We start from the raw sequence: 12,196 nt of genomic DNA on the forward strand, positions 1-12,196 counted from the left end.
CTGCAGACGGTCACTTAGCATCAGCGCATGTCCTCGCTCGATCTCACGCTTCTTTACCTGCTGGCCGCGGTGATCGGGGTGGTGGTCTGCCGGTCGCTGAAGCTGCCGCCGATGCTGGGCTACCTTTCGGCCGGCGTGCTGATCGGTCCTCATGCGCTGGCGCTGGCGCAGAACTCCGAAGGCATCCGCCACCTGGGCGAGTTCGGCGTGGTGTTCCTGATGTTCGCGATCGGGCTGGAATTCAACCTGCCCAAGCTGCGTGCGATGCGGCGGCATGTCTTCGGACTCGGGTTGGCGCAGGTGGTGCTGACGATGGGCATCGCAACGGCGGCTGCCTTGCTGATCGCCTCGCAACTGCCGGCCTCATGGCGGCTCGGCTGGCAGACGGCGCTGGCGCTTTCCGGCGCACTGACCATGAGCAGTACCGCCATCGTCGTCAAACTGATGGCCGAACGGCTGGAGCTGGAAAGCGAGCACGGCAAGCGCGTGATGGGCGTGCTGCTGTTCCAGGACCTGGCCGTAGTGCCGCTGCTGGTGCTGATTCCTGCGCTCGGCGCGCCGCCGGAGGCATTGTTCAAGGCGCTGTCGCTCGCGCTGATCAAGGCGACCGTGCTGGTCGGCCTGCTGCTCTATGGCGGCCCGCGCGTGATGCGCTGGTGGCTGACGCTGGTCGCGCGTCGGCGCAGCGAGGAGCTGTTCATGCTCAATCTGCTGCTGGTCACGCTCGGCCTGGCCTGGCTGACCGAGCTTGCCGGCCTCAGCCTGGCGCTGGGTGCGTTCGTCGCCGGGATGCTGGTGTCGGAAACCGAATACAAGCACCAGGTCGAAACCGACATCCGGCCGTTCCACGACGTGCTGCTCGGGCTGTTCTTCATCACCATCGGCATGTCGCTCGACTGGCACATCGTGATCGAGCGCTGGGCGCTGGTCGCGGCACTGCTGCTGCTGCCGCTGGGTTTCAAGCTGCTGCTGGTGACCTTTCTTGCGCGCGGACTGGGCGCGACGGCGGGCGTGTCGCTGCGCACCGGCCTGTATCTGGCGCAGGCCGGCGAATTCGGCTTCGTGCTGCTGAACCTGGCACAGGACCGCAATCTGCTGCCGCCGTGGCTGGCGAATCCGGTGCTGGCGTCGATGGTGCTGTCGATGCTGGCGACGCCGTTCATCATCATGTACAGCGATGCGATCGTCCGCAAACTGGTCGCCAGCGACTGGATGCAGCAGTCACTGCAGATGACGACCATCGCGCGCAAGACCATCAACACGGCCAGGCACGTGATCATCTGCGGTTACGGACGCTGCGGTCAGAACCTGGCGCGCATCCTCGAGCGCGAAGGCATTCCGTACCTGGCGCTCGACCTCGACCCCGACCGCGTGCGCCAGGCCACCGCCGCCGGCGATTCCGTCGTGTTCGGCGATGCCGCGCGTCTGCAGGCGCTGATGGCCGCCGGACTGGCGCGAGCCAGCGCGGTGGTCGTCACCTATCTCGACGTGCCCGGCGCGCTCAAGGTGCTGGCGCATACGCGCTCGCATGCGCCGCAGGTGCCGGTGATCGTGCGCACGCAGGACGATCTCGACCTGGAGCAATTGCAGGCGGCCGGCGCGACCGAGGTCGTGCCCGAAGCCATCGAAGGTTCGCTGATGCTGGCCAGCCACGCACTGGCGCTGGTCGGCGTGCCGATGCGTCGCGTGATCCGCATCGTGCAGGACCTGCGCGATGCCCGCTACAACCTGCTGCGCGGCTACTTCCACGGCGCCGACGACGACAAGGCCGACGAGATCGACCATGAGCGGCTCAATACCTTCACGCTCACCGCCGACGCGCGCGCCATAGGCCAGAGCATCGGCGCGCTGGCGCTGGAAACGGTCGGCGTCCATGTCGCCAACATCCGGCGGCAGGACGGCAAGGCTGTGAAGCTCGATGCGCAGACGGTGCTGATCGACGGCGACACGCTGGTGCTGTCGGGCAAGCCGGAAGCCTTGGCGCTGGCGGTTACGCGGCTGCAGCGCGGCTGACGGTCCGCTTAGTTCAGGTCGTCACGTCGTCAGGTCACCGCGACACGCTTCATGCGGTCGACCAGTCGCCGTGCAATAACGCCGCCAAGCGACATCGCGATTTCCAGCGCGAGCTCCGGCTGACGGATCGAAAGCTCACCGAAGCGCGGCTGCGTCATGCGCCACAACCGGGCCGAACCCATTGCCGACACGCTGGCCGAACGCGGCAGGTGCGAAAAGAAAGAACCCTCGCCGACCACCGAACCCGGGTTGAGGATCGCCAGACGCATCTGGCCTTTGTCGCCGACGAGATGCACGCTCAGCACGCCGCTCTCGATGAAGAACAGTCCGCGATCCTGCGCGCCCTGGCTGATCAGTGTCTGGCCGGCCGACAGGTCGATCGTCTGCATGTACGTTTCGAGCAGGTCCCACTGCTTTGCAGACAGGCCCGGCGCGAACGCGTCGTAACTGGTGTTGTTGACGATGGCGTCGCGAAGACTCTGGATCGAGGAAGGCATGAATCGAAATGTAGCCAAATGCAACCAAATCGACGAGTGCTATTTCGAACTTTTGAATTACTTTCCTATGCAAAAGCGGGAAAAAATCTCACCGAGCAACTCGTCAGCGCCGAAGCTGCCCGTGATTTCGTTCAACGCGTTTTGGGACAGGCGCAGTTCCTCAGCCAGCAGGTCGAGCGCCGGAATGCGCGCGGCGAGCACTTCTACCGCAATGGCGATGTGTCGATCCACACGTTCGAGCGCCTGAACATGGCGGGCGCGCGCCAGATAGATGCCTTCTGGCAGCGCCTGCCAGCCCGCGATGGCGAGCAGCCGCTGACGCAGCGCCTCGATGCCGTCGCCGGTTTTTGCCGAGATCGCGATGCTGTTCTTTGCGTTCACCGGATCGGCTGCAAAGGCCGCACCGTCCGCAGCATCCAGCATTGCATCGCGCTTGTTCCAGACGTTGAGCACCGGCACGCCGGGCGGCAGCTTGTCGCCGAGCATGCGAAGGATGTCGGCGTCGGCTTCTGCGTAGTCAGGCAGGGTAGCGCGCGTCAGGTCGTGCAGGAACAGCACCGCATCGGCGCTTTCGATCTGGCCCCAGGCGCGCGCGACGCCGATCTGCTCGACCTCGTCGCTGCTGTCGCGCAGGCCGGCTGTGTCGGCGACATGCAGCGGCACGCCCTGGATCTGGATGGTTTGCGACACCACGTCGCGCGTGGTGCCGGCGATGGCGCTGACGATCGCGAGCTCGGCGCCGGCCAGCGCATTGAGCAACGAACTCTTGCCTGCGTTGGGTTGCCCGGCGATCACCACCTTGATGCCTTCGCGCAACAACGCGCCCTGGCGCGCGCGTTGTTGCACCTGCGCGATCTGATGCTGCAGCGCCAGCAGTTGCCCCGCCGCATCGGCTTTCTGCAGGAAATCGATGTCTTCCTCCGGGAAATCCAGTGTCGCCTCAACCAGCATGCGCAGGTGGATGAGCGCATCGCGCAGCGTATGGATCTCTCTGGAGAACTCGCCCGACAGCGATCGGCTCGCGCTGCGCGCCGCGGCTTCGGTGCTGGCGTCGATCAGGTCGGCGATGGCTTCGGCCTGTGCGAGGTCGATCTTACCGTTGAGGAACGCGCGCTGGCTGAACTCGCCGGGTTCGGCCACTCGCAGGCTCTTCAAGCGAGGTTGCAAATCGGCGCCAGCGACTTCTTCCGCTGCCTCAAGACAGCGCGCAACCAGCAACTGCAGCACGACCGGCCCGCCGTGCGCCTGCAGTTCGAGCACGTCTTCGCCGGTGAAGGAATGCGGTGACGGGAAGTGGATGGCCAGTCCGTGGTCGATCGGCTGGCCTGTGGCATCGCGGAATGGCAGATAAGTCGCCTCGCGCGGCTTCAGCTGGCGTGCGCAGAGCGCTTCGATCAGCAGCGCCAGATCGCTGCCGGACACGCGCACGATGCCGACTGCGCCGCGCCCGGGGGCCGTGGCGATGGCGACGATGGGGTCGGAGGTTCGGGCGAACATGGCTTCATTCTTTCAAAAAACAAAAGGGCCGCTTGCGCGGCCCTGATGGAATTGCTCTGGCTGTGACGCGGCAGTTACTTGCCGAGCACGCCAAGACGCTTGTTGATGAACCACTGCTGCGCGATCGACAGGATGTTGTTCGTGATCCAGTACAGCACCAGGCCGGCCGGGAAGAAGATGAACATCACGCTGAAGGCGAGCGGCATGATCCACATCAGCTTGGCCTGCATCGGATCGGGTGGTGTCGGATTGAGCCAGGTCTGGAACAGCGACGTCGCGGTCATGACGACCGGCAGGATGTACCACGGGTCCGGTGCCGACAAGTCCTGAATCCACAGGATCCACGGTGCGTGGCGCATCTCGACGCTCGACAGCAGCACCCAGTAGAGCGCGATGAACACGGGGATCTGGATCACGATCGGGAAGCAGCCGCCCATCGGATTGACCTTCTCGGTCTTGTAGATCCGCATCATCTCCTGCTGCATTTCCTGCGGCTTGTCCTTTAGACGCGCGCGCATTTCGGTGATCTTCGGGTTGATGGCCTTCATCTTGGCCATGCTGGCGTAGGCCTTGGCGTTGAGCCAGTAGAAAGCCGCCTTCAGCAGCACCACCAGCGCGACGATCGACCAGCCCCAGTTGCCCAGGATGCCGTGCAGCTTGTCGAGCAGCCAATAGAGCGGCTTCGAAATGATCGTGAAGATGCCGTAGTCCTTGACCAGTTCGAGGCCCGGCGCAACGGCTTCAAGCGTCTTTTCGGCCTGCGGGCCGACGAAGAAGCGTGCGTCGACCGACTTGGTCGCGCCCGGAGCGACTTCGCCCGGCGACGTAATCATGCCGATGGCATAGAGGTTGTTGTCGACCTTGCGCGCGAAGATGTCGCGCTGCACACCATCGGCCAGCAGCCATGCGCTGGCGAAGTAGTGCTGGACCATTGCGACGTAGCCGTTCGGCGACTGTTTGACGAAGTCGTTCTTGCCCTTCTCGATGTCCTTGAAGTCGACCTTCTGGTACTTCTTCTCTTCGGTATAGACGGCCGGACCGGTGAAGGTCGAATAGAACGACGATTCGCCCGGCGGCTTGTTGCCGTCGCGCACGATCTGCATGTAGAGCTGCGGCGACACCGGCGCGGTGCCGGTGTTGACGATGTCGTGGCGCACGGTCATGTCGTAGGCGCCGCGCTTGAGCGTCCAGGTCTTGACCAGCTTCACGCCGCCCAGGTCAGCGGATTCGAATCGCAGCACCAGGTCGCTGGCGCCGTCCTTCAATGCGCGGTCGCCGGTGAACTTCATCGGCGTCTTGTGCGTCGGGAAGGTGCCGCCGATCAGGCCGGTCTGCGCGACGTAGAAGCGGTTCGGGCTCTGGTCCAGCAGCACGAAGGGCTTGCTGTCCTTGGTGGCGAGGTCGTCGTGCTGGACGAATTCGCTCTCGACAATCGAGCCGCCTTCGGTGTCGAAGGTCAGCTGCAGCACGTCGGTGCTGACGACGATGCGTTCGGCCGGCGTCGCCATCGGGGTGATGCCACCCGGTACGGCTGCCGCGCCCGCGACACCCGTTGCACCGGTGGTCGCGTTCGGAACGCCATTGGCCGTCGGCGGCACCACGCTCGGAGCCGCGGGAGCAGCCGCACTGGCCGCCGGTTTGGAAGACGGCAGGAAGGTCGGGCTCTTGCCGTTGTGGACCTGCCATTGGTCCCACAGCATCACCAGCGAGAAACCAAAGATCACCAGCAGGATGGTGCGGCGGATATCGTTCATGAAGAAGACTTCTTGTCGGAAGAAATAGCGGAGGAAATGGCAGAAGAGAAAATACCGGACTTGGGCGGCGGCACGGGATCGTGCCCGCCTTCGCACCACGGCTGGCAGCGCGCGATGCGGCAAACGGTCAGATAGGAGCCGACAGCGGCACCGCGGGTTTCCAGCGCTTCGATCGCGTAGGCCGAACAGGTCGGTTCGAAACGGCAGGACTGTCCGAGCCAGGGGCTCAACAGCAGCCGATAGCCTTTGACGAAGCCGATGAGCAGGCGCGCGATCATGTCCGCGCCACGCGGGCCCGCTGCATCAGTTGCTGGAGTTCTGCGCGCACGGCTGCCTTGAGCTTTTCCGAGGTGGCGCTCACGAATTCCTTGCGATCGAACCCGGCGCGCAGGCGTACGACATGTGCAGCGTGGGGAAGAGAAGTTTCCGCCGCGTCGCTCACGTTGTAGATCTGACGCTTGATGGCATTGCGCGTAACCGCGCGCTTCGCCCAGCGCTTGGGCACCATCGCACCGAGCCACACATCGTCAGTCGATTCGAACAGCTGTACGGCATCGGGCCGCGCTTCGAGAGCGCAGCGATGGAGAGCGAAATGGGGAGTGCGCGCCACGGTGGCACCAGCGAGGGCAGCCTGGAATTGCGCGCGGGTCTTGAGACGCCGAAGCCGGTCCGACCGTTGCGGTAGCTGCTGCTCCACAAGAGTGCTGCGGCGCCGTTCGGCGTTGTCCTGACGACCTGAAGGCTTAGACAGCCAGACGCTTGCGGCCCTTGGCGCGGCGAGCGTTGATAACGGCACGGCCGCCACGGGTCTTCATGCGGACGAGGAAACCGTGGGTGCGGGCGCGGCGGACTTTGGAAGCTTGATAGGTGCGTTTCATGATGATTTCCTGGTCCCCTGATCGGGGAGAGCCTTGCCGTCGGAGACGAGCGCCAAGGCGGGATAAGCAGAAGATCCCCGAAACACAGAAGCTTTCAGGGAAAAGCCCGCGATTATCGCAAAGATTTGGACAACCGCCAAACATGGGCTTGACCAGCGCTCTGGAATACCCGTTTTACCTGGGTCGCCGGCGCATGTGGATAAGGCTTTGACAAGTTAGAATACGAGGCGGCTTACGGCGCAAATATCCACAACACGATAACCAGAAAATGAACGAGGGACACCCCCCATTTCAGCGCGCCCATGCCCTCTGAAGGCGTAGGCCAGAGCCTCTGGCAGGCCTGCGTCGACCAGCTCGCGCAGGAGCTTTCCGAGCAGCAATTCAACACCTGGATAAAGCCGCTGACCGCACAGGTCACCGACGACTTGTCGCGCATGACCGTGTTCGTCGCGAACCGCTTCAAGCTCGACTGGATCCGGGCCCAGTACGCCGGCAAGATCGCGGCCATGGCGGAGAAGATCTACGGCCAGTCCGTCATCGTCGAGTTAGCGCTCGCTCCGCGCGAAGCGCCCGTGCGCTCGTCTCCCGTGCCCGTCATGTCCGATACCGATGTGCCGCGCGACAGCGGTGGCGGCATGGCCGGCGGTGGAAGCATCGGTGAGGATGCAGCCTCGAACGGCTTCAAGAATCGCCTCAACTCGGGCCTCACTTTCGACACGCTCGTCGAGGGTACGGCGAACCGCATGGCGCGCGCCGCCGCGATGCACGTCGCGGGCATGCCGGGGCATCTCTACAACCCGCTGTTCATCTACGGCGGCGTCGGTCTGGGCAAGACCCACCTGATGCACGCGGTGGGCAATCGGCTGATGGTCGACCGGCCCGAATCCAAAGTTCTCTACATCCACGCTGAACAGTTCGTGTCGGATGTGGTCAAGGCGTACCAGCGGAAGACTTTCGACGAGTTCAAGGAGCGCTATCACTCGCTCGATCTGCTGCTGATCGACGATGTCCAGTTCTTCGCCAACAAGGACCGCACGCAGGAAGAATTCTTCAATGCGTTCGAGGCCTTGCTTGCCAAGAAGTCGCACATCGTGATGACGTCCGACACGTACCCCAAGGGCCTGGCCGACATCCACGAGCGGCTGGTGTCGCGCTTCGATTCCGGCCTCACGGTCGCGATCGAGCCGCCCGAGCTGGAGATGCGCGTCGCGATTCTTATCAACAAGGCGCGCGCCGAATCGGCGGACATGCCGGAAGAGGTGGCTTTCTTCGTTGCAAAGAACGTGCGTTCCAACGTACGCGAGCTCGAAGGCGCGCTGCGCAAGATCCTGGCGTATTCGCGCTTCAACCAGAAAGAGATCTCGATCGCGCTGGCCCGCGAGGCGCTGCGCGATCTGCTGTCGATCCAGAACCGGCAGATCTCCGTGGAAAACATCCAGAAGACGGTGGCCGACTACTACAAGATCAAGGTCGCCGACATGTACAGCAAGAAGCGTCCGGCCAGCATCGCGCGGCCGCGGCAGATCGCGATGTACCTGGCCAAGGAGCTGACGCAGAAGAGCCTGCCGGAAATCGGCGAGCTGTTCGGCGGGCGCGACCACACGACCGTGCTGCATGCGGTGCGCAAGATTTCCGGCGAACGCCAGCAGCTCACCGAGCTGAACCAGCAACTCCACGTCCTCGAGCAGACGCTCAAAGGCTGAAGAACTCAATTGAATCCAGAGGAGAGGTAAGAAATGATCGTCCTGAAAGCACAACAAGACAAAGTCCTCGCCGCGCTGCAATCGGTGGCCGGTATCGTAGAACGTCGTCATACGCTGCCGATACTCGCCAATGTCCTGATCCGCAAGACCGGCAGCCAGTTGCAGCTCACGACCAGCGACCTGGAAATCCAGATCCGCACGAATGCCGAGCTCGGCGGCGACGAAGGCAACTTCACGACCACCGTCGGCGCGCGCAAGCTGATCGACATCCTGCGTACGATGCCGACCGACCAGACCGTGAGCCTCGAATCGAGCGCGGCCAAGCTGGTGCTCAAAGGCGGCAAGAGCCGCTTCACGCTGCAGTCGCTGCCGGCCGAAGATTTCCCGCTGGTACAGGAAGCCGCCAGTTTCGGCCCGGTGTTCAGCGTGCCGCAGAAGACGCTGAAAGACCTGCTGAACCAGGTGTCGTTCGCGATGGCCGTGCACGACATCCGCTATTACCTGAACGGCATCCTGTTCGTGGCGGAAGGCAAGCAGCTGAGCCTGGTCGCGACAGACGGCCACCGGCTGGCTTTCGCCTCGGCCACGCTCGACGTCGAAGTGCCGCGCCAGGAAGTCATCCTGCCGCGCAAGACGGTGATCGAGCTGCAGCGCCTGCTGTCGGATGCCGGCGGCGACAACCAGCCGCAGATCGAGATGCAGTTCGCCAGCAACCAAGCGAAGTTCAGCTTCGGCGGCATGGAGTTCGTCACCAAGCTGGTCGAGGGCAAGTTCCCCGATTACAACCGCGTGATCCCGAAGACACACAAGAACAGCGTCACGCTGGGCCGCGCGACGTTGCTGGCCAGCCTGCAGCGCACCGCCATCCTGACGAGCGAGAAGTTCAAGGGCGTGCGACTCAACATCGAGCCCGGCACGCTGCGCATCGCGTCGAACAACGCCGAGCAGGAAGAAGCCCAGGACGAGCTCGACATCGACTACGGCGGCGACGCGATCGAGATCGGCTTCAACGTGACCTACCTGATCGACGCGTTGTCGAACATGAACCAGGACATGGTGACGCTCGAGCTGGCGGATTCGAACAGCTCGGCGCTGTTCACGATTCCAGAAAATGCTTCGTTCAAGTACGTAGTGATGCCGATGCGAATTTAGTCCGCACCCGGACAGACAGAGCCAGCGCTTCCAGAGTTACCGAGATAGTCAGAAAGAGTCCCAATGAGCGAAGAAAACAACCCGGAAGTCCCGCACACCGAACCGGTCTACACGCCGGAGATCGAGAGCGCGATCCCGATTGAAATCACGCCTGCCGATACCTCGTACGGCGAAGGCTCGATCACCATCCTCGAAGGACTCGAAGCGGTGCGCAAGCGCCCGGGCATGTACATCGGCGACACGTCCGACGGCACCGGCCTGCACCATCTGGTGTTCGAAGTCGTCGACAACTCGATCGACGAAGCGCTCGCCGGCCATTGCGACGACATTGTCGTCACCATCCATTCCGACAATTCGATCTCCGTCACCGACAACGGCCGCGGCATCCCGACCGGCGTGAAGATGGACGACAAGCACGAGCCCAAGCGCTCGGCCGCCGAGATCGCGCTGACCGAACTGCATGCCGGCGGCAAGTTCAACCAGAACAGCTACAAGGTCTCGGGCGGCCTGCATGGCGTGGGCGTGAGCTGCGTGAACGCGCTGAGCATCAAGCTGCGGCTGATCGTGCGGCGCGAAGGCAAGATCCACGAGCTCGAATTCAGCCGCGGTTTCGTGCAGAACCGGATCCTCGAACAGTTCAAGGGCGTCGAAGTCTCGCCCATGAAGGTCATCGGCGACACCGACAAGCGCGGCACCGAAGTCCACTTCCTGCCGGACACCGAAATCTTCAAGGAAAACTCGGACTTCCATTACGAGATCCTGGCCAAGCGCCTGCGCGAGCTGAGCTTCCTGAACAACGGTGTGCGCATCCGTCTGAAGGACGAGCGCACCGGCAAGGAAGACGACTTCTCCGGCGCCGGTGGCGTGCGAGGTTTCGTCGAATTCATCAACAAGGGCAAGACGGTTCTGCACCCGACATCGTTCTATGCCGAGGGCGAGCGCCCGGCCGAAACCTATGGCGGCATTCCCGGCACGCACATCGGCGTCGAAGTGGCGATGCAGTGGAACAGCGGCTACAACGAGCAGGTGCTCTGCTTCACCAACAACATCCCGCAGCGCGACGGCGGCACCCACCTGACCGGCCTGCGCGCCGCGATGACCCGGGTCATCAATAAATACATCGAAGAACACGAGTTCGCCAAGAAGGCGAAGGTCGAAGTCACCGGCGACGACATGCGCGAAGGCCTGTGCTGCGTGCTGAGCGTGAAGGTGCCCGAGCCCAAGTTCTCGAGCCAGACCAAGGACAAGCTGGTGTCGAGCGAAGTGCGTGCGCCGGTGGAAGACATCGTCGGCAAGCTGCTGACCGACTACCTGCAGGAACGCCCGGCCGACGCCAAGATCATCTGCGGCAAGATCGTCGAAGCAGCCCGCGCCCGCGAAGCCGCCCGCAAGGCCCGCGAAATGACGCGCCGCAAGGGCGTGCTCGACGGCATGGGCCTGCCCGGCAAGCTGGCCGACTGCCAGGAAAAGGACCCGGCGCTGTGCGAGGTCTATCTGGTGGAGGGCGACTCCGCCGGCGGCTCCGCAAAGCAAGGCCGAGACCGCAAGTTCCAGGCGATTCTTCCGCTGCGCGGCAAGATCCTGAACGTCGAAAAGGCGCGCTACGAAAAGCTGCTGACCAGCAACGAAATCCTGGTGATGATCACCGCGCTCGGTACAGGCATTGGCCGCGCCGGCGCAACGACCAACGGCGGCGGCGCCGACGACTTCAACGTCGCCAAGCTGCGCTATCACCGCATCATCATCATGACCGACGCCGACGTCGACGGTGCCCACATCCGCACGCTGCTGCTCACGTTCTTCTACCGCCAGATGCCGGAGCTGGTCGAGCGCGGCCACATCTACATCGCGCAACCGCCGCTGTACAAGGTGAAGGTCGGCAAGGAAGAGCAGTACCTGAAGGACGAAGCGGCGCTGAACGCGTTCCTGCTGAAGGTCGCGCTCAAGGACGCCAGCATCGAAACCGGCGGTCCGAACTCGACGACGCTCAGCGGCGACACGCTGGCCGAACTGGCGCGCAAGCACCAGCTGGCCGAAGCCGTCATCGCCCGTCTGCGCAACTTCATGGACGCCGAAGCGCTGCGCGCCATCGCCGACGGCGTGGTGCTCGACCTCGACACCACCGAAAGCGCCGAGAAATCGGCCGTCGCGCTGCAGACCAAACTGCGCGAACTCAACACCACCGGCATTCCTGCAGAAGTGGCGAGCGAATTCGACGTGCGCACCGACAAGCCGATCCTGCGCATCAGCCGCCGCCACCACGGCAACATAAAGAGCAGCGTGATCACGCAGGACTTCGTGCATGGCGCGGACTATGCAGCGCTGGCTCTGGCGGCCAACACCTTCCGCGATCTTCTGAACGAAGACGGCGCGGTCGTGAAGCGCGGTGAAGGCGAGCGGCAGAAGGAAGAGAAGGTCGCCGATTTCCGTATCGCGATGAAGTGGCTGATCGGGCAGGCGGAGCATGCGACTTCGCGTCAGCGCTACAAGGGGCTGGGTGAGATGAACCCGGAGCAGTTGTGGGAGACGACGATGGACCCGACTGTTCGACGGTTGCTGCGGGTGCAGATCGATGACGCGATCGAGGCGGATCGGGTGTTCACGATGCTGATGGGCGATGAAGTCGAGCCGCGCAGGGAGTTCATTGAGCAGAATGCGTTGCGAGCTGCCAATATCGACGTTTGAGAAACGTGCCTGACAAC

10 protein-coding genes are annotated in these 12,196 nt (G+C 63.4%); 4 read left to right on the forward strand and 6 right to left on the reverse strand.

Going from position 1 to position 12,196, the window contains the following annotated elements; all coding sequences use genetic code 11:
• The first annotated feature begins 27 nt into the window (after positions 1–27).
• The gene (locus ACSFA3_RS16855) at positions 28–2,013 is read left to right on the forward strand and encodes a monovalent cation:proton antiporter family protein (RefSeq protein WP_435506632.1); all 1,986 of its coding nucleotides are present in this window, start codon (positions 28–30) and stop codon (positions 2,011–2,013) included.
• Positions 2,014–2,042: 29 nt separating this feature from the next.
• Here the strand turns inward: ACSFA3_RS16855 and ACSFA3_RS16860 are convergent, their stop codons facing one another.
• From ACSFA3_RS16860 to rpmH, 6 genes are all read right to left on the reverse strand, one after another.
• Positions 2,043–2,510, reverse strand: coding sequence for a Crp/Fnr family transcriptional regulator (locus ACSFA3_RS16860; protein ID WP_435506633.1), 468 nt, complete (start codon positions 2,508–2,510; stop codon positions 2,043–2,045).
• 57 nt (positions 2,511–2,567) lie between these two features.
• Positions 2,568–4,007, reverse strand: coding sequence for a tRNA uridine-5-carboxymethylaminomethyl(34) synthesis GTPase MnmE (mnmE, locus tag ACSFA3_RS16865; protein ID WP_435506634.1), 1,440 nt, complete (start codon positions 4,005–4,007; stop codon positions 2,568–2,570).
• 74 nt (positions 4,008–4,081) lie between these two features.
• Positions 4,082–5,761 carry a membrane protein insertase YidC gene (gene yidC, locus ACSFA3_RS16870; protein WP_435506635.1) on the reverse strand — a complete coding sequence of 560 codons (1,680 nt, stop codon included), beginning with the start codon at positions 5,759–5,761 and terminating at the stop codon, positions 4,082–4,084.
• Complete coding sequence (gene yidD / locus ACSFA3_RS16875) at positions 5,758–6,039, reverse strand: membrane protein insertion efficiency factor YidD (RefSeq protein WP_435506636.1); 282 nt, start codon at positions 6,037–6,039, stop codon at positions 5,758–5,760. The genes yidC and yidD overlap by 4 nt, the downstream gene beginning before the upstream one ends.
• The gene (locus ACSFA3_RS16880) at positions 6,036–6,458 is read right to left on the reverse strand and encodes a ribonuclease P protein component (protein WP_435506923.1); all 423 of its coding nucleotides are present in this window, start codon (positions 6,456–6,458) and stop codon (positions 6,036–6,038) included. Before ACSFA3_RS16880 ends, yidD begins: the two co-directional genes overlap by 4 nt.
• Before the next feature lie 46 nt (positions 6,459–6,504).
• The gene (gene rpmH, locus ACSFA3_RS16885; RefSeq protein ID WP_007834827.1) at positions 6,505–6,639 is read right to left on the reverse strand and encodes a 50S ribosomal protein L34; all 135 of its coding nucleotides are present in this window, start codon (positions 6,637–6,639) and stop codon (positions 6,505–6,507) included.
• A gap of 302 nt (positions 6,640–6,941) precedes the next feature.
• Between rpmH and dnaA the strand changes: the two genes are divergently transcribed.
• The 3 genes from dnaA (at position 6,942) to gyrB (ending at position 12,179) form a co-directional block, all read left to right on the forward strand.
• Positions 6,942–8,342 (forward strand): chromosomal replication initiator protein DnaA, encoded by a 1,401-nt coding sequence (gene dnaA, locus ACSFA3_RS16890; protein WP_435506637.1) that lies wholly within the window; start codon positions 6,942–6,944, stop codon positions 8,340–8,342.
• Positions 8,343–8,375: 33 nt separating this feature from the next.
• Complete coding sequence (dnaN, locus tag ACSFA3_RS16895; protein WP_435506638.1) at positions 8,376–9,494, forward strand: DNA polymerase III subunit beta; 1,119 nt, start codon at positions 8,376–8,378, stop codon at positions 9,492–9,494.
• Positions 9,495–9,557: 63 nt separating this feature from the next.
• A complete protein-coding gene (gene gyrB / locus ACSFA3_RS16900; protein ID WP_435506639.1) occupies positions 9,558–12,179 on the forward strand; it encodes a DNA topoisomerase (ATP-hydrolyzing) subunit B in 2,622 nt (873 codons plus the stop codon).
• The last annotated feature ends 17 nt before the right edge of the window (positions 12,180–12,196 follow it).

Source organism: Variovorax glucosi (genome assembly GCF_051216695.1).
In the GTDB taxonomy this organism is placed as follows: domain Bacteria; phylum Pseudomonadota; class Gammaproteobacteria; order Burkholderiales; family Burkholderiaceae_C; genus Variovorax.

Excerpts from the sequence above, each read along its gene's own strand:
- ACSFA3_RS16860 (WP_435506633.1), bottom strand. The coding sequence starts at position 2,510 with ATGCCTTCCTCGATCCAGAGTCTTCGCGACGCCATCGTCAACAACACC.
- yidC (WP_435506635.1), bottom strand. The coding sequence starts at position 5,761 with ATGAACGATATCCGCCGCACCATCCTGCTGGTGATCTTTGGTTTCTCG.
- dnaN (WP_435506638.1), top strand. The coding sequence starts at position 8,376 with ATGATCGTCCTGAAAGCACAACAAGACAAAGTCCTCGCCGCGCTGCAA.
- gyrB (WP_435506639.1), top strand. The coding sequence starts at position 9,558 with ATGAGCGAAGAAAACAACCCGGAAGTCCCGCACACCGAACCGGTCTAC.
- ACSFA3_RS16855 (WP_435506632.1), top strand. The coding sequence starts at position 28 with ATGTCCTCGCTCGATCTCACGCTTCTTTACCTGCTGGCCGCGGTGATC.
- yidD (WP_435506636.1), bottom strand. The coding sequence starts at position 6,039 with ATGATCGCGCGCCTGCTCATCGGCTTCGTCAAAGGCTATCGGCTGCTG.
- rpmH (WP_007834827.1), bottom strand. The coding sequence starts at position 6,639 with ATGAAACGCACCTATCAAGCTTCCAAAGTCCGCCGCGCCCGCACCCAC.
- mnmE (WP_435506634.1), bottom strand. The coding sequence starts at position 4,007 with ATGTTCGCCCGAACCTCCGACCCCATCGTCGCCATCGCCACGGCCCCC.
- dnaA (WP_435506637.1), top strand. The coding sequence starts at position 6,942 with ATGCCCTCTGAAGGCGTAGGCCAGAGCCTCTGGCAGGCCTGCGTCGAC.